Source organism: Streptomyces liliifuscus (genome assembly GCF_016598615.1).
Lineage (GTDB): Bacteria > Actinomycetota > Actinomycetes > Streptomycetales > Streptomycetaceae > Streptomyces > Streptomyces liliifuscus.
The window spans coordinates 9,955,521-9,972,298 of sequence record NZ_CP066831.1; the positions used below are offsets into that span (position 1 = coordinate 9,955,521).

Below are 16,778 nucleotides of genomic sequence, written 5' to 3' on the forward strand. Positions count from 1 at the left end.
GGACTTGGCGGAAGGAGCGGCTCCGTGAGCCGTACGCGGTTGGTCCACCAGGCGCTCTGCTACGGCTCGGACGACGAGTTCCTCGACGGGACGCTCACCTTCGTCCGCGACGGCCTGGACGCCGGCGACACCGTCCTCGCCGTCGTCGCGTCCCACAACATCGGTCTCCTCGGTGAGGCGCTCGGCCACCGCTCCGACGAGGTCGAGTTCGTCGACGCGGACGACTGGTACGGCAGTCCGTCCCGCACCCTGGGCCGCTACAACGACTACTGCGCCGCGCACGACACGGACGAGACCGGCCGCCGACGCAGGGTCCGGGTCATCGGCGAGCCCGTCTGGTCGGACCGTACGGCCTTCGAGGTCCGGGAGTGGATGCGCTACGAGTCCCTGCTCAACATCGCCTTCGCGGGCACCGGACACTGGATCCTCTGCCCGTACGACACCCGCGCCCTGCCGGTCGGCATCATCCGCTCGGCGGTCCGCACACACCCCGAACTCGCCCTGGGGCCGAGGCAGTCGGCGTACTGCGGCCGCTATCTCGACCCGGCCGACTTCTACGCCGAGTGCGACACGACCCGGCCGCCGGTGCTCCCCGCGGGGCGCGACGACGTTCCCTTCACGCGTGGCCGCTCGGCGCACGTGCGGCGCGCGGTCTCCGCGTACGCCCGTGCCCTCGGGGTGCCCGAGCCGCTGACGCACGACATGGTGAGCGCGGTGCACGAGGCGGTGGTCAACTCCGTGCGCCATGGAGGCGGCCGGGGTGTCCTGCGGCTGCGCAGCGACTCCGACCACGTGATCTGCGAGATCTCCGACACCGGCACGGCGACTGCGTCCCCGCCACCGCCCCCGCCGTTCCCGGGCCATCTGCCACCCGACCCGCGCGCCGCGAACGGCCACGGGATGTGGGTGGTACGGCAGTTGAGCGACCTGGCCACCGAGACACTCGACCCCTCGGGCTCCGTCGTACGCCTGTACTTCAGGAGGAGCGCCGCCCTGTGACCGGTGCGGAACCGCCGTCGTACGGCACGCCCGTCCGGGCTGCGAGACCGGCGATCAACAGCTCGATGCCGTACTCGAACTCGAGGTCGTGGTCGCTGACGGCCAGATGGGGCGCGACGGAGATGAGCAGGGGGTCACCCGTGGCGGTGATCTCCTCGACGCGTTCCTCCACTTGGCCGGGGTCCATCACGCTCAGGGTGATGGCGGAGCCCAGCTCGCGCATGATCGTGCCGTAGATGAAGGAGACATAGCTGCGCAGCGCGCGGACCGACTCCTGTGGCCCGAGGCCGAGTTCGGTGAGGCCGGCCAGTGCGGAGCGGATCGTCTCCAGGGCCGCTCGTGAGTGCGGGGGCCTGGTGAGGACCAGCGGGAACGCCTTGGGGTGCCGCAGCGCGGCCGCGCGGAAGATGGTGGCGTGCGCACGGACGCGGTCCTGCCATGTGCCGGTGTCCGCGCCGGAGAAGTCGATCCCGGCGAGCAGCGTCTCGGCGACGCCGTCGAGCAGAGCCTCCTTGTTCGGCACGTGGTTGTAGAGCGACATCGCCTCGATGCCCAGCTCGGCGGCCAGCCGGCGTACGGAGAAGGAGTCGAGCCCGTCCCGGTCGATCACCGTGATCGCCGCGGCGACCACCTTCTCCTGCGTCAGACCGAGCCTTCTGCCCCGTCCGGTGCCTCTGACGCCCATGCGTCCCTCTCTCCGTGCGACTGCCGACGGCCCCGGCGTGACGGCCGGTGCGGTGACGATCATGCCAGGCCCTTGACATCACTTACAGCGCAAGTCTAGCGTCCCGAACGTAAGACTTACGCCGCAAGTGTTTGGGACGGAGAGCCGATGGAGAGCCGCCAATGACCAGCACCAGCACCAGCACGATGCGCGCACTGCTCGGAGGGGCCGGGCCCGACTGGGAGGTGCGGGACGTGCCCGTACCGACGCCGGGCCCCGGGCAGGTCCTCGTCCGCGTCCGGGCCGCCGCCCTCAACCGGGCGGACCTCTACATGCTGCAGGGCACCTACAGCCCCGACGCGAGGACGAGCGAGCTGTTCACCGCCGGGTTCGAGCTGGCCGGCGAGATCGAGGCCGTGGGTGCGGGTGTGGAGAGCGTCGGCGTCGGCGCGCGTGTGATCGGGGTGACCCTCGGCGCCTTCGCGCCCTACGCGCTGGTCGACCACCGGCACGTGGTCGTGGTGCCGGGGACGCTGGCGTGGACGGAAGCGGCCGGGCTGCCGGTCGGACTGGCCACCGAGTACGACGCCCTCGTCACCCAGGCCGGGTTCCGCGCCGGGCAGAGCGTGCTCGTCGTCGGCGGAACCTCGTCGATCGGCCTGCTCGCCGTGCAGTTGGCCAAGGCGCTGGGTGCGTCCCGGGTCATCGCGACCACCACCTCGGACGGCAAGGCGGACACGCTCAGGGCCGTCGGGGCGGACGTGGTCGTCAACACCGCGACCGAGAACCTCGCCGAGGCCGTCGGCGCCGCGACCGGCGGGGCGGGTGCCGACATCGTCCTCGACCACGTGGGCGGACCGCTCTTCGCCGACACCTTCCTGGCCACCCGCGTCGGCGGAACGGTCGTCAGCATCGGCAGGCTCGCGGGGGCCGAATCCTCCGTGGACCTGGACCGGTTGGCGTTCCGGCGCCTCAGGGTCCTCGGTACGACCTTCAGTGTCCGTACGCCCGAGGAGATCGCGGACGTGTGCGCCGCGCTCGTACCCGAAGTCGTGCCCGCCGTCGCGGACGGCCGTGTCCGCGCGGTCGTCGACCGGGTCTTCGCCTTCGACGACGCGAAGGCCGCGGCGGACCGCATGCGCTCGAACGAGGCCCTCGGCAAGATCGTGCTGGACATGGCGGGACCGGCCGTGGGCGCGCCGGGGACGGGGCCGTCATGAGCCGGATCTTCGGGCGGATCGCCCAGATCGGATACGTCGTCCGGGACATCGAGGCGTCCATGGAGCACTGGGTCGCCCAGGGTGTCGGCCCCTGGTTCTACCTGGAGCGGTGCGAACTGGACCACTTCCGCTACCGGGGCGCCGACTCCGCCCTGGAGATGAGCGCCGCGGTCGCCAACTCCGGTGACATCCAGATCGAGTTGATCCAGCAGCGCAACGACGCACCCTCCCTCTACAAGGACTTCCTCGACGCCGGGCACGAGGGCGCGCAGCACGTCGCGTACTGGACGAAGGACTACCAGGAGCTCTACGACCGTGCCCTGGCTCTCGGCTACACGGTCGGACAGGAGGGCTCGATCGGCGGCGGCCGCTTCGCCTACCTCGACACCGAGAAGGACCCGGGAACGGTCATCGAGATCTCCGACATCGGCGGCACGAAGGGCGAACTGTTCAAGGCCGTCCGCGACATGGCCGCCGACTGGGACGGCAGCACCCCCATCCACCGGCTCGGCTGACCCGACCGCACCCGACTCTGCGGGAGCGCGGCTCAGCCGCCCGCACCGACCCGGTTCAGGAGGACCGATGAAGCTCGCCTGGCAGGACACCGACGTCATCGACATGCCCACACTCGGCACCCGGATCGCCGCCCTCGACGGCCTGGACGAGGTGCCGGGCGGATACGGCGCCAAGCTGGAGTGGGCCCGTACGCGGGCGAAGGCGTTCCGCGCCGAGTTCGCTGCCACGGGCACCCCCGACAGCGTGACGACCTGCGATCTGATCACCCTTCCCTACCCGACCAAGTTCGGCCTGTTCAGGGCCAGTCGGGCCGTCGCACCGTTCGTGTCCATCACCAACCGCATGCTGGTCGTGCGATGGACGGAGAGCGACGGGCGCAATCGGGTGCTGTTGTTCGAGCCCAGCGATCACGAACTCGGCCAGAACACGCCGTACTTCGCCGCGCTGATCCGCCGTACTCCCGGACCGCTGCGGAATCTGCTGACCACCCGGCACGGAACGGTCCTGGACCACCTGGCCCGGCTCGGCATCGAGCCGGAGGACGTCGACTACCTGCTCTTCGACCATCTGCACACCCAGGACCTGCGCCGCTGGATCGGCACCACCGGACCGCAGGCCGACCTCGGCGGCACGCTGAAGCCCGCCTTCCCCAACGCCAAGGTCGTCGTGCAGCGCCGAGAACTGCTCGCCATGTCCCGGCTCCACCCGCTGCAGCGGCCCTGGTACCAGCCGGAGACCTACCGGGACGTCCCGCCCGACGCGTTCCTCGCCGTCGACGGCGCCCTGGTCCTCGGCCCGGGCGTCGCCGTGGTCGCCACTCCGGGACACGTCTACGGCAACCAGACCCTGCTGCTCAACACCTCCACCGGCATCTGGGCCAGCAGCGAGAACGCCATCGCCGCCGAGTGTCTGACCCCAGAACACTCCCGTATGCCCGGCATCGCACGCTGGACCCGCACCTGGCAGCAGGAGGTCGTCCTCAACGCCAACACCATCGAGACGACCGCCGAGCAGTACAACTCCCTGATCCTGGAGAAGACCCTGGTCGACCGTTCCCAGACCGACCCGCGGTTCCTGCAGTTCTTCCCGTCCAGCGAGCTCACGGCCTCCTGGGCCAACCCCGGTACCTCGCCCACCTTCACGCACAAGGCGCTGACACACCGATGATCACCGACGACATCCGCAAGGCCCGCCAGAAACTCGTCCTCGACCACTTCCACGACGAGGTCCGCCAGGAGTGGGACGACGTCCTGTCGACGTTCCCGCATCCGCGCTACGAGCTGATCCCCCTCATGAAGGTCCACGACGGTGACCGTGCCGTGCGGGGCTACTACCACGACAGCCGGGTCGCCTTCCCCGACCAGGACCACGAGATCATCGCGCTGCGCCACAGCGACGACGCCGTGATCGTCGAGTTCTGGCTGCTGGGCACCCACCTCGGGCCGTACGGGGGCCTCCCGCCGACCGGCAACCGCTTCCGAGTGCGCATGACCGCGTACTTCGTCTTCGACGCCGACGAGAACCTCGTCTGCGAACGCATCTACTTCGACAGCCTCACCATGCTCAAGCAGCTGATCGGCGGCCTGAACATGAAGAGGCCCAGGAACTGGATCCTGGCCGTGCGCTGCCTCAAGGGTCTTCTCGCGATGTCCGGCGACCAGCCCGACCCCACCCTCACCGACACCCCCGCGGCGGTGCTGAAGTGAAGGTCCACCACCTCAACTGCGGCACCATGCTGCCGCCCACCACGCACCTGGTCTGCCACGTCCTCCTGGTCGAGACGGCGGGCGGCCTCGTGCTGGTGGATTCCGGCTACGGCCTCGACGACATCGCGGACCCGAGGCGCCGGGTCGGACCGGCGCGCCACTTCGTCAGGCCGACCTTCGCCCGTGAGGAGACCGCCGCCCACCAGGTCGAACGGCTCGGCTTCCACCGGAGCGACGTCCGGCACATCGTCCTCACCCACTTCGACGCCGACCACATCGGAGGCCTGTCCGACTTCCCCGGGGCCCAGGTCCACGTGACCGCGGCGGAGGCGCTCGGAGCGGTCCACTCCCCGTCCCGAAGGGAGCGGATCCGCTATCAGCAGCCCCAGTGGGCCCACGGCCCGAAGCTCGTCGAGCACAGCCCCGAAGGCGACGCGTGGCGCGGATTCGCCGCCGCCAGGGAACTCGACGCCATCGCCCCCGGCATCGTCCTCATCGCCCTGCCCGGTCACACCCGCGGCCACGCGGCCGTCGCCGTGGACACCGGTTCCCGCTGGCTGTTGCACTGCGGCGACGCCTTCTACCACCACGGCACGCTCGACGGCCACTCCCGTGTGCCCGTCGCCCTGCGCGCAATGGAGTCCCTCATCGCGTACGACCGGAAGCAGGTCCGCGCCAACCACGCCCGGCTCGCGGAGCTGTACCGGCGGGCGGATCCCGACCTGGCGATCATCAACGCACACGACCGGGTCCTGTACGACAGGATGCGTGCCGACGTCTGACCGCCTGGGCCTGCCTGGGCCCGCGCCTGCTAGGAGCGCGCCCCGTCAGGGGCGCGGGGCCGCGGGCAGTGTCGCGAGGCCGGCGCGAAGGAAGGCCATCGCCGCCTCGATGTCTGCCTCCTGGGGCCGGTGGCACACCTCGGCGACCACCGCGGCCGCCGCTGCCGCCGCCATGCGCGGGCCGAAGTCGTCGGGATCGGCGCCCTGTTCCTCGGCGAGGATGCGGGCGCCCTCCTGGATGACCTCCGCCAGACGGGCCCCGGCGACCGCGCGCAGCTGCGGATTCAGTTCGAGCATGGTGTCGGCGAGGTCGTCCAACTCGCCCCTGCTGGAGATCTCGTCGCGCAGCCAGTGCTCCAGCGCGTCCAGGATCGTCCAGTCCTCCTCCCGCCTGCGCAGCGCGCTGCCGAGCCGGACCGAGAAGGCGTCGAAATCCGACAGCGCCAGCTCCAGCTTGGACGGGAAATACAGCGTGACCGTACGGGGCGACACCTCCGCCGCCGTGGCGATGTCGGCGATCGTCGTGGCCTCGAACCCGCGCTCGGCGAACAGCTTGTAGGCGGCCCGGAGGATCGCCTCCCTGCGCCGCGCCTTGCTCCGTTCCCGTAGACCCTCACTCGTCATGACCGCACTTTACCATCCATGGCCAATTTACAGTCGACTGTAAAAATGCGTTAGGGTGTAGCAATGCCGCGGTCCGATCGGGGAGCCGCGGCGTGGACGAGGGAAGGAACACGGGCATGGCGTCACGCCTGTACACCTGGGGGCAATGGGCGGTGCGCCGCCGTGGCCGGGTCATGGCCGTCTGGCTGCTGCTGCTCGCCGTGGTCGGCGGCCTCGGGATCACCCTGCACGGCAAGGTGACCAACGAGTTCTCCGTGCCGGGGATCGAGTCCCAGAAGGCGCAGGACCTGCTGGAGGAGAAGTTCCCGACAGCCGCGGGCGGGGTGGCCCGAGTGGTGTTCGCCGCTCCCGAGGACGGCACGCTCACCGAGCCCAAGGCCGACGCGGCCGTCACCGCGAGCCTGAAAAAGGCCGCCGACGTGCCGGGAGTCGTGAACGTCTCCGATCCGGCCAGGACCGGGACCGTCTCCGAGAGCCAGCGGATCGGCTACGCGGACGTCCTGTTCCGCCAGTCGGCGGACTCGGTGCCCGAGACATCGAAGGACGCCCTGTCCGAGGCGATGGCCCAGGCGCGGGACGTCGGTCTCGAGGTCGAGTTCGGCGGGTCGGCCATGCAGCCGAAGACCGAGGTCGGCGGGCCCGCGGAGATCGTGGGCGTGATGATCGCCTTCGCCGTCCTGGCCCTCGCCCTCGGTTCACTGATCGCGGCCGGACTCCCGCTGGTCACCGCTGTCGTGGGGGTGGCGATCGGCGTGCTCGGCGTCCAGTTCGTCTCCCGCTTCCTGGAGATGACCAGCACCGCCACCGTGCTCGCCCTAATGATCGGCCTCGCGGTCGGCATCGACTACGCCCTGTTCATCCTGTCCCGCCATCGTGAGCAACTGGCCGATCCGGATACGGACGTCGAGGACTCGATCGCGCGGGCCGTGGCCACCGCGGGCAGCGCGGTCGTCTTCGCCGGCGCGACCGTGATCATCGCGCTGGCCGCACTGGCGGTCACCGGTATCCCGTTCCTCACGATCATGGGGCTGGCCGCCGCCGTGACGGTCCTGCTCGCCGTACTCATCGCGATCACTCTGGTCCCCGCCGTACTGGGCCTGTTCGGCGAGCGGCTGCGCCCGCGAGCCCGCCGTACCGAGCGCACCAAGGACACCGAGAGCGCCGAGAGCACCAAAGACACCCAGAGCACCGGGCGAGCCGCCGGGTCCTGGGGTCTGGCCTGGGCCCGCGTCGTCACCCGCAAGCCGCTGATCGTTCTCCTCGTGGGCGTGATCGGGATGCTCGCACTCGCCCTGCCCGCCCGCGACCTGCGCCTGGGACTGCCCAGCTACGCGTCACAGCCGTCCGACAGCACCCAGCACAAGAGCTACGACCTGCTGAGCGAGGGCTTCGGACCCGGCTTCAACGCCACCCTCACCGCCGTCGTCGACACCAGCGGCATACCCGCCGCCGAGCGCACCGCGACGGTGACCGACCTGCGTACGGCTCTGGCCCGCGAACCCGGCGTGGCAGCTGTTGCCCCGCCCGTCACCAACCCCGACTCCACCCTCGCCGTCGTCGCGGTCGTCCCCAAGACCGGCCCGGACGCACAGGCCACGACCGATCTGGTGCACCGGCTGCGGGACAACGCGCCCGCCATGGCCAAGGCGGGCGGCACCCTCTACATCGCCGGCGCCACGGCCGCAGCCATCGATGTCGCGGGCAAACTCTCCGACGCCCTGCCCCTGTTCATCGCCATCATCGTGATCCTGGCACTGATCCTGCTGACCGTCGCTTTCCGGTCCCTGCTGGTCCCGGTCAAGGCCGCCCTCGGATTCCTGCTGTCGGTCGCCGCGGCCCTGGGCGCCACCGTCTGGGTCTTCCAGAACGGCCATCTGAACGGTGTCCTCGACATCCCGTCGGCAGGCCCGGTCACCAGCTTCCTGCCCGTGCTCCTGATCGGTGTCCTCTTCGGGCTGGCCATGGACTACGAGGTGTTCCTCGTCAGCCGTATGCGCGAGCACTACGAACACACGGGCAGCGCGTCCGAGGCCATCACCCACGGCGTGGCACGCAGCGGCCGGGTGGTCAGCGCCGCCGCGCTGATCATGGTCGCGGTGTTCGGCGGGTTCGTCTTCAACCACGACCCGATCATCAAGTCCATAGGCTTCGCGCTCGCGTTCGGGGTCTTCATCGACGCCTTCGTGGTCCGTATGACCCTCGTCCCGGCCGCCATGGCCCTGCTCGGCCGCCACGCCTGGGGCCTGCCCGACTGGCTCGACCGCATCACCCCCGACGTCGACATCGAGGGCGCCAAACTCCCACAGCGCGCACTGCCGACGCAGGACGGTGAAGACCGTGCGGACGGCTCGGAGGGCGAAGCCCGCGAGGAGCGCGAGGTCGCCGTGCGCTGAGCCGGATGCCGTCCCCGACCACACCGCACGCCATCGCCGAAGGCGGCCCCACCACACGCCGCACGCCGCCCTCGCCGGACGCGGCCCCACCGATCCGTCACCGATACAGCCCGAGCCAGTACCTCACCAAGGAATCACCATGCACATCACTCTCCTGGGCGCCACGGGCCCCACCGGCCAACTCGTCCTCGAACGGGCCCTGAAGGCCGGGCACCGAGTCACCGCGCTGGTGCGCGACCCCGCCCGGCTGCCGCAGCGCGACAACCTGGACGTCACGGTCGTCACCGGCGACGCCACCAGCGCCGAGGACCTCAAGCGCGCCCTGGCCGGCAGCCAGGCCGTGGTGTCGGCGCTGGGCCCCGGCAAGGCCCGCACGTCCGACCTCGCGAGCCGTACCGCCCGAGCGCTGGTCCCCGCCGCCGAGTCGACCGGTGTGCGGCGGGTCGTGGTCCTGTCCGCCTTCGGCGTGGGTGACACCCTGCGGGACTACAAGGCCGTCCCCAGGATCGCCATCAAGCTGCTGCTGAGCGACGTCTTCGGAGACAAGGCCGTCGCGGACGATCTCCTCCGCTCCAGCGGCCTGGACTGGACACTGGTCTACCCGACCATTCTCACCAACGGTCCCTTCACCGGCACGTACACCGTGCTGGAGACTCCGACGAGCAAGGTCGGCGGCCGAGTCGGCCGGGCCGACGTCGCGGACTTCATGCTCCGTCAGGCCGAGAGCGAGGAGTGGTCGCGGCGAACTGCCGTACTCACAGGCTGAATCGGGGCACCGGGCCGTGGACGGTATCCAGGGTGCACTCAAAGTGCGGCGTAGAGGGCGTCGATGAGTGCCATCTTCCGCGGGTCGTCGGCGATGTGCGGGCCCATGCGGTTCATGACATAGCCCAGCGAGACGCCCGTCTCCGGGTCGGCGAGACCGCAGGAACCGCCGAAACCGTCATGTCCGAAGGCCCTCGGATTGGGGCCGTAGGAGCCGTTGGGACCGCTGAGCCAAAGGCCCAGGCCGATCTCCGTCTCGCTTTCGAAACCGGCCCCGAGAACCAGGTCCCGGCAGGCGCCCTGTCCCTCACGGACCCGCTCGGCGGCCTCCGCGGAGAGAACGCGCTGCGAGCCGTACGATCCCCGCCCGGCGAAGATCCCGTACAGCGCGGCGACCGCGCGGGCCGTGCCGTGTCCGTTGGCGGCTGGGAACTCCGCGGCCCGCCACGCCGCCGTGTTGGCCTCGGCCGCGCCCATCACGGGATTGGCCAGTGCGGCCAACGCCACCGGCGTCAACTGGCTGAAGATCGCGGCCTGTTCACTGGATGTGGCGGCCGGCGGATGCACCAGCTCGGCCGCACGCCCGGCCTCCTTCTCGGGCAGCCCGATGGTGAAGTCGATGCCGAGCGGCCCGGTCACCTCCCGCTCCAGGAAGGCGCCCGGCAGCAACCCCGAGACGCGTCGCACCACTTCACCGACCAGGAAGCCATACGTGAAGGCGTGGTAGCCCGAGGCCGTCCCCGGCTCCCACCAGGGCTCCGTCGCCGCGAGCCGCTTCGTGGTCAGCTCCCAGTCGAGGAACTGCTCAAGCGAGTGCGGCTCCCGCAGCCCGGCCAGACCCGCCCGGTGCGACAGCAGATGCCGTACGAGCACCGCCTCCTTGCCTGCCGCGGCGAACTCCGGCCAGTACGTCGCCACCGGCGCGTCCAGGTCGAGCAGCCCACGGTCGGCCAGGATGTGCGCACACAGTGCTGTCGGCCCCTTCGTGGTCGACCACACGTTGACCAGCGTGTCCCGCTCCCACGCGCGTGTCCGCGCCGAGTCCGCCCAGCCGCCCCACAGGTCGACCACGGTCTCGCCGTCCACCGTGACGGACACGGCCGCGCCCAGCTCGTCGCGCTCCCGGAAGTTCTCCTCGAACGCGTCCCGCACCGCCTCGAAGCGCGCCTCGCACCGACCCTGAACCTGGGACATGGCTCCTCCGTCGTCCGCCGGGAACGCCGGGCGCGAAAGGGCCGCCCGGCTTCCCCGAACGTACCGACTGGTCGGACTGGAGGGAAGCAGTCGGGGCGAACAGCGCCCCGCAAGGGGCGCGGGGAACTGCGCGACCAGCCACATGCGACCCGCAGGTACCGAGTACCGAACAGCCCGACCCGCCCTCCTCAGAACCGCTGAGGCAACCACGCCAGCTTCACGGCCTCCTGGAACGGCCCCCCGCCCTCGTGGTCGTTGAAGTCGTACACCTCGATCGCCTTGTCGTCGTGCCCCCACGCGTTGAAGGCCGCGAACACCGTCGACGGCGGGCAGGTCTGGTCCTCCAGCGCCGCCGAGAACAGGGCGGGCGCCCGGCCGCGCGCGGCGAAGTGCACGCCGTCGAAGTAGGAGAGCGTGCGCAGGACCTGCTCGGTGCGGCCGCGGTGCGTCTTGAGGTAGTTGCCGACCTCCCGGTACGGATCGCGGTCCGTGAGCGTCGTCGCGCGCGGGTAGTCGCACAGGAACGGCACATCCGGCGCGACCGCAGAGAGATCCGGCATCAGTCCGCCCACCGCGATCGAGATGCCGCCGCCCTGACTCGAACCGACCACCGCGACGCGCTCGGCGTCCACGAACTCGTGCGAGCGGGCCGCCTCGACGGCCCGTACCCCGTCGGTGAACACGCGCCGGTAGTAGTAGTTCTCGGGGGCGTCGATGCCCCGCGTCATGAACCCGGGATACGCGGGCGCGCTGCCCACCGGGTCCGGCGTGTCGCCCCCGCCGCCCCACGCGCCGCCCTGCCCCCGCGTGTCCATCACGAAGTGCGCGAAGCCCGCCGAGGCCCACAGCAGATGCGTATGCGAAAGGCCGCGTCCGCCGCCGTAGCCGATGTACTCGACGACCGTCGGCAACGGTGTGTTCGCCCAGGCAGGAAGCGTCAGCCAGCCCTTCACCGGGTGACCGCCGAACCCGGCGAACGTGACGTCGAAGACCTTCACGTTCTTCAGATGCGCCTCGACGGGTTCGAAGCGGGCGTCCAGACCGTGCTCGCGCGCCCCCTGAAGCGTCTTGCCCCAGAAGGCGTCGAAGTCCTCGGGCTCGACGGACGCGCTGCGGTAGTTCCGGAGCTGATCGAGAGGAAGGTCGAACAAGGCCATGGAAGACCGCCTTTGCTACGAATAAGGGTGCGGATGATCACACCGTACGGGGGTGGCCGGAGGCCCGCCAGACCTCCTCCGCGGGCCCGCCGGCCCTGGCTACGATGACGCCATGCCGCCTGCCGTGGACCTGCTGGTCAAGGACGCCGAACTGCTCGTCGTGGACGGGGAACGGGAGATCCCGGGCGGCTGGGTGGCCGTCACTGACGGCAGGGTCGCCGCCGTAGGCGGTCCCGGGGCCGAGCCGGAGGCCCGCTCGACGGTGTCCGCGGCCGGCCGGATCGTCACCCCCGGACTGATCAACACGCACCACCACATCTACCAGAACCTCACCCGCTCCTACGCGCCCGCGGTGAACGGCTCCCTCTTCGACTGGCTCACCACGCTGTACCCGTTGTGGGCCGCGCTCGACGAGGAGGCGGTCCACGTGTCGGCGTACGTCGGCATGGCCGAGCTGCTGATGGGCGGCTGCACGACCTCCTCCGACCACCTCTACGTCCACCCGCGCCCGCACCTCGTGGACGCCGAGATCCGCGCCGCACGGGACATCGGATTCCGCTTCCACGCCACCCGCGGTTCGATGACCCGGTCCGTGGAGGACGGGGGACTGCCGCCGAGGAGCGTCACCCAGACCGAGGACGAGGTACTCGCCGACAGCGAGCGGCTGATCAAGGCCCACCACGACCCGCGACCGGGCGCGCTCGTCCGGGTCGCGCTCGCCCCCTGCTCGCCGTTCTCGGTCACCAAGGAACTGATGACGGCGACCGCGGAACTCGCCGAACGGTACGACGTACGACTGCACACGCATCTCGCCGAGGACCGCGACGAGGACACGTACTGCCTGGAGACGTACGGCTGCCGGCCCGTCGAGTACTTCGAGGACACGGGCTGGCTGAGCGACCGCAGCTGGGTCGCGCACTGCATCCACCCGAACGACGCCGAACTGCGGCGCCTCGCCGCGGCAGGGGTCGGCGTGGCGCACTGCCCCAGCTCCAACATGCTCATCGGCGGCGGCACGGCCCGGGTGAAGGAGATGCGCGAACTGGGTCTGCCGGTCGGCATCGGCTGCGACGGCTCCGCCTCCACGGACCACGCCTCGCTGTGGATGGAGACCCGCGGCGCGCTCCTGCTCGGCCGCTATCGGGGCGGACCCGGCGCGATGACCGCCCGAGACGCCCTCGACATCGCGACCCGCGGCTCCGCCCAATGCCTCGGCCGCGCCGACGAGTTGGGGCATCTGCGGCCGGGTGCCTGCGCCGACCTCGTCGTCTGGGACCTGCACGAGGTCGCGCTCGCGGGCGCGCTGAGCGACCCCGTCGAGGCCTGGCTGCGCTGCGGGCCGGCCCGCGCCTGGACCACGGTGGTCGGCGGCCGCGTCCTCGTCGACCGGGGCGAGCCGGTACTGCCCGGGCTGCGCGACGCGCTGCGGGAGCACGGCCGCATCGCGCGGAGCATGCAGCGACTCACCTGACGCCGCCCGCCGCGGACCCGCTCAGGTGCAGTGCCGCCGCCACTCGGGCCCCGTGTACGCCCACTCCCGCTCCCACTCGGCCAGACGATGGCGCGTGGCGACCCGTCGTACGACGGCGTACGCGGCCACGACGCCGCCCGCGAACAGGGCCGTGGCGCAGGCGCCCGCCGACAGCGTGTGCTGCCACACGGCGGTGCCGTCCGCGGGGGCGGGGACGACCCGGCCCCGGTCGTCCAGCCAGATGTACGCACGGTCGCCGCTCCGGGTGCCGGCGGGTACCCGGGCCTTGTCCGTACGAGGCGGCTCGCCCGGCTCGGCCCAGCGGACGGTCACCCGGTAGGTCGGCTGACGTTCGCCCTCGGAGGTGGGCACCGCGGCGGGCGCGTGCTCGGTGACCTCTGCGGGCACCCGGTGCCGTTGGGCGCGTTGCTCCTCGGCCGTGGCCCGCGCTCCGTCGTACGCCCACCAGCCCGCGGCGATCCCGGCCAGCGGGCCGCCGACGCACAGCAGGACCGCGACGCACAGTGCGGTCCACGCCTCCACCACGTCCGAGCGGCGTCGCAGCGGATTGCGCCGCCAACGCCAGCCCCGCATCCGAGTCCGCATCTCCCGGGCCTCCTCACCGCTCGACCGCTCTCGCCTCCCGGCACCGCTCGTGACCGCTACCGCCTCTCGTCACACCCTCACCGGCGTACATCGCCCACCTTCCACCGTCCTCTTCGTCGGGCGTCTTCGCCAGCCGCCCACGACTGATCCGCGCCACGTGTGGAACCCGCGTCCTGTGTGCGGCCCGGAAGTCGTGTGTGCGAACGGGGCGGCGATCACCGCGAGGGCATCCGCGAGACGCGCGAGAGGGGTACCCCGGGGCACGCGGGCGAAAGGCAGGAGGCATGAGCTTCGAAAGGTACGAGCCATGAACAAGGACACCCGGACCGTCACCGTCGGCATCGACGGCTCCCACGCGAGTCTCGACGCCGCCGACTGGGCGGCCCGCGAGGCCGAGCGACGCGGGGTCGCCCTGCGGCTGCTGCACGCAGGAGACGAACCAGCCGCACCCGCACACCCCCCGGGCGGCGCGCCCGTCCGCACCACCCTCGACCGGGCCGCCGTCCAACTCTCCTACGGCCACCCGGCGTTGGACATCATCGCCCGCCGCACCGACACGCCCGCCGTCCCGGCGCTGGTCGCCGCCGCCGCGGAGTCGGAGACCCTGGTCCTGGGCTCGCGGGGCTTCAGCGGCTTCGCCGGATTCCTGGTCGGCTCGGTCGCGCTCGCCGTGGCCGCACGGGCCGAACGCCCGGTGGTGCTGGTGCGCGCGGGCGAACTCCCCGAGGACGAGCGGATGCCCGTCGACGGGACCACCCCGCCGACCAGGGCCCCGTACCTGCCGGTGGTCCTCGGTCTCGACCTCGCCCATCCCGCCGACGACCTCATCGGCCACGCCTTCGACACCGCCACGGTCCGCTCGGCGCCGCTGCACGTCGTGCACGCCTGGACGCCGTCCCCGCGGCGGGGCTACCTCAACGGCGGGCGGACACCCGGCGACACGGCCGAGCAGGAGGACGCCACGTGCCGCTCCCTGGCGGTGACTCTGCAGCCGTGGCGCCACAAGTACCCGGAGACCGAGGTCACCGAGCGCGTGGCCCACGGGCACGCCGGGCACCATCTGCTTCAGGCGTCCGCCCGGGCGGGGCTGCTGGTCATCGGCCGCCGCGCCTCGGCCGGCCCGGGCCTGGGCCGAGCGGCGCGCTCCCTCGTCCACCACTCCACGTGCCCGGTCGCCGTGGTGCCCCATCCCTGAGAAAGATCACACGCCACCGCGCGATCACACGACTCGGGCCGATCGCGCGACTCGGGTCGATCAGCCGAAGCGCTCGATCCGGATACGGTCCACCGGCTGGCCGGCGTCCACCAACAGCCGCGAGGCATGCTCGGCGAACCCGTTCGAACCGCACACATAGGCCTCCCACCCGCCTTCGGGCCGGTCGGCCTGGAGCGCCGCCACATGTGCGGCCGACACACGTCCCACCGGCACACCCTCCGGCGCGGTGCGCGTGAACACGGGTGTGGTCTCGGCGCCGTACTCCGACGCGTAGATCAGCTCCTCGGGGCTGCGAGCCGACACGAGGAGTCGCAGCGGCACCGACAGCCCCCGCGCGCGATGGTGGCGGACCATCGACATCAGCGGTACGACGCCGGAGCCCGCGCCGACGAGCAGGGCGGGCCGGTCGCCCGGCCAGGCGAAGAAGCCGCTGAGCGGCCCGCGCACCTCCACCTCGTCGCCGGGCTCGGCGACCGTGTGGAACCAGCCGGACACCTCACCGCCGTCGACATGGTCGAGGGTGAGTTCGATGTGCCCGGTGTCGTCGGGCGGCGAGGCGATCGAGTAGTGCCGCTGGGCGACATAGCCGTCCCCCGCCCGAAGCCGCAGCATCAGGTGCTGCCCGGGCAGATGGCCCTCCCAGTCCGGCACGGCGAACCGGAAGGTCGCCGCGTGCGGGGTCTCCCGGCGGACCTCGGTGAGCGTGGCGCGCTGCCAGGTGGCCGCCGCGCGGTTGCTCACGGCGATCCGCCCCGGCACGGCGAAGCGGGTCGGCGGCGTGAAGCCCGCCGACTGCGCGGAGTCCATGGCGGATGTGGCGGGCATTGCGGACATGGAGGTCTCAGTCACCGGAGTAGCGCTGCTCTTCCCAGGGGTTGCCGCGGTGGTGGTAGCCGTTCTGCTCCCAGAAGCCCGGCTCGTCGTGGTCGAGGAGCCTGAGGCCCGCGATCCACTTGGCGCTCTTCCAGAAGTACAGATGCGGCACGAGCAGTCGCGCCGGACCACCGTGCTCGGCGGGCAGCGGCCCGTCCCCGTACTCCCACGCGATCCAGGCGCGCCCGCCGGTGAGATCCGCGAGGGGGAGGTTCGTGGTGTAGCCGGTGTGCGAGTACGCGACGACGTGCGTGGCCTCCGGCGCCGGACGGACCGCGTCGAGGAACGCGTCGAGCGACACACCCCCGAAGCGCACCCCGAACTTCGACCAGCTCGTCACGCAGTGGATGTCGCCCTCGTAGGCGGACGGCGGCAGCGCGTGCGCCTCGTCCCAGGTCCAGGTGCGCGGTTCGGCCACCAGTCCGTCGACGGTGAACGTCCACTCCGCGGGCGTGAGGTCCGGTGTGACCTCCGCGGACAGGACGGGCCAGTCGTCGCCCGCGTCGTACTGGCCGGGCGGCAGCCCGTCGTTGCGGACGCGCGGGCGGCCGGTGAAGCCTCGGGTGACGTTCATGCGGGAGGTGCCTCCAGG

General features: G+C 71.5%; 17 protein-coding genes. 10 read left to right on the top strand and 7 right to left on the bottom strand.

All coding sequences use genetic code 11. The annotated features are described in order from the left end of the window. The first annotated feature begins 24 nt into the window (after nucleotides 1-24). Entirely contained in the window at nucleotides 25-999 is a 975-nt protein-coding gene (locus JEQ17_RS43425) for a sensor histidine kinase (protein ID WP_200400399.1), read from the top strand. Here JEQ17_RS43425 and JEQ17_RS43430 read toward each other — a convergent pair. Beyond that, on the bottom strand, nucleotides 977-1,684 hold the full coding sequence (locus tag JEQ17_RS43430) for a TetR/AcrR family transcriptional regulator C-terminal domain-containing protein (protein WP_200400400.1): 708 nt from the start codon (nucleotides 1,682-1,684) through the stop codon (nucleotides 977-979). The two genes, JEQ17_RS43425 and JEQ17_RS43430, sit on opposite strands and share 23 nt — an antisense overlap. 161 nt (nucleotides 1,685-1,845) lie before the next feature. Between JEQ17_RS43430 and JEQ17_RS43435 the strand changes: the two genes are divergently transcribed. The 5 genes from JEQ17_RS43435 to JEQ17_RS43455 all read left to right on the top strand — a co-directional run bounded on the left by JEQ17_RS43435 (nucleotide 1,846) and on the right by JEQ17_RS43455 (nucleotide 5,887). After that, complete coding sequence (locus tag JEQ17_RS43435) at nucleotides 1,846-2,883, top strand: zinc-binding dehydrogenase (protein ID WP_200400401.1); 1,038 nt, start codon at nucleotides 1,846-1,848, stop codon at nucleotides 2,881-2,883. Further along, complete coding sequence (locus JEQ17_RS43440) at nucleotides 2,880-3,398, top strand: VOC family protein (RefSeq protein WP_200400402.1); 519 nt, start codon at nucleotides 2,880-2,882, stop codon at nucleotides 3,396-3,398. The genes JEQ17_RS43435 and JEQ17_RS43440 overlap by 4 nt, the downstream gene beginning before the upstream one ends. Before the next feature lie 67 nt (nucleotides 3,399-3,465). Further along, nucleotides 3,466-4,566 (top strand): MBL fold metallo-hydrolase, encoded by a 1,101-nt coding sequence (locus JEQ17_RS43445; RefSeq protein ID WP_200400403.1) that lies wholly within the window; start codon nucleotides 3,466-3,468, stop codon nucleotides 4,564-4,566. Further along, complete coding sequence (locus JEQ17_RS43450) at nucleotides 4,563-5,105, top strand: ester cyclase (RefSeq protein ID WP_200400404.1); 543 nt, start codon at nucleotides 4,563-4,565, stop codon at nucleotides 5,103-5,105. The genes JEQ17_RS43445 and JEQ17_RS43450 overlap by 4 nt, the downstream gene beginning before the upstream one ends. Continuing rightward, a complete protein-coding gene (locus tag JEQ17_RS43455; protein WP_200400405.1) occupies nucleotides 5,102-5,887 on the top strand; it encodes an MBL fold metallo-hydrolase in 786 nt (261 codons plus the stop codon). Before JEQ17_RS43450 ends, JEQ17_RS43455 begins: the two co-directional genes overlap by 4 nt. A gap of 45 nt (nucleotides 5,888-5,932) precedes the next feature. On the opposite strand, the gene JEQ17_RS43460 is transcribed toward JEQ17_RS43455, so the two are convergent. Then, the gene (locus JEQ17_RS43460; protein ID WP_200400406.1) at nucleotides 5,933-6,511 is read right to left on the bottom strand and encodes a TetR/AcrR family transcriptional regulator; all 579 of its coding nucleotides are present in this window, start codon (nucleotides 6,509-6,511) and stop codon (nucleotides 5,933-5,935) included. A gap of 116 nt (nucleotides 6,512-6,627) precedes the next feature. On the opposite strand from JEQ17_RS43460, the gene JEQ17_RS43465 reads away from it, so the two are divergent. Together JEQ17_RS43465 and JEQ17_RS43470 are read left to right on the top strand one after the other, a co-directional pair. Then, nucleotides 6,628-8,904: an MMPL family transporter gene (locus JEQ17_RS43465; RefSeq protein WP_200400407.1), complete on the top strand. Its 2,277-nt coding sequence runs from the start codon at nucleotides 6,628-6,630 to the stop codon at nucleotides 8,902-8,904. A gap of 139 nt (nucleotides 8,905-9,043) precedes the next feature. After that, nucleotides 9,044-9,670: an NAD(P)-dependent oxidoreductase gene (locus JEQ17_RS43470; RefSeq protein ID WP_200400408.1), complete on the top strand. Its 627-nt coding sequence runs from the start codon at nucleotides 9,044-9,046 to the stop codon at nucleotides 9,668-9,670. Nucleotides 9,671-9,708: 38 nt separating this feature from the next. On the opposite strand, the gene JEQ17_RS43475 is transcribed toward JEQ17_RS43470, so the two are convergent. Both JEQ17_RS43475 and JEQ17_RS43480 read right to left on the bottom strand, forming a co-directional pair. Further along, nucleotides 9,709-10,863 carry a serine hydrolase domain-containing protein gene (locus JEQ17_RS43475; protein ID WP_200400409.1) on the bottom strand — a complete coding sequence of 385 codons (1,155 nt, stop codon included), beginning with the start codon at nucleotides 10,861-10,863 and terminating at the stop codon, nucleotides 9,709-9,711. 188 nt (nucleotides 10,864-11,051) lie between these two features. Next, a complete protein-coding gene (locus JEQ17_RS43480) occupies nucleotides 11,052-12,020 on the bottom strand; it encodes an acetylxylan esterase (RefSeq protein WP_200400410.1) in 969 nt (322 codons plus the stop codon). 112 nt (nucleotides 12,021-12,132) lie between these two features. Here JEQ17_RS43480 and JEQ17_RS43485 point away from each other — a divergent pair, with 112 nt between their 5' ends. Continuing rightward, on the top strand, nucleotides 12,133-13,491 hold the full coding sequence (locus tag JEQ17_RS43485) for an 8-oxoguanine deaminase (protein ID WP_200400411.1): 1,359 nt from the start codon (nucleotides 12,133-12,135) through the stop codon (nucleotides 13,489-13,491). A gap of 21 nt (nucleotides 13,492-13,512) precedes the next feature. On the opposite strand, the gene JEQ17_RS43490 is transcribed toward JEQ17_RS43485, so the two are convergent. Beyond that, entirely contained in the window at nucleotides 13,513-14,097 is a 585-nt protein-coding gene (locus tag JEQ17_RS43490; RefSeq protein WP_200400412.1) for an Rv1733c family protein, read from the bottom strand. Between the two features lie 307 nt (nucleotides 14,098-14,404). On the opposite strand from JEQ17_RS43490, the gene JEQ17_RS43495 reads away from it, so the two are divergent. Continuing rightward, a complete protein-coding gene (locus tag JEQ17_RS43495; RefSeq protein WP_200400413.1) occupies nucleotides 14,405-15,292 on the top strand; it encodes a universal stress protein in 888 nt (295 codons plus the stop codon). 60 nt (nucleotides 15,293-15,352) lie between these two features. Here JEQ17_RS43495 and JEQ17_RS43500 read toward each other — a convergent pair whose 3' ends face one another. Next, nucleotides 15,353-16,138, bottom strand: coding sequence for a ferredoxin reductase (locus tag JEQ17_RS43500; RefSeq protein ID WP_234048590.1), 786 nt, complete (start codon nucleotides 16,136-16,138; stop codon nucleotides 15,353-15,355). A 16-nt stretch (nucleotides 16,139-16,154) separates the two neighbouring features. Further along, on the bottom strand, nucleotides 16,155-16,760 hold the full coding sequence (locus JEQ17_RS43505) for a sulfite oxidase-like oxidoreductase (protein ID WP_200400414.1): 606 nt from the start codon (nucleotides 16,758-16,760) through the stop codon (nucleotides 16,155-16,157). Nucleotides 16,761-16,778 lie beyond the last annotated feature (18 nt).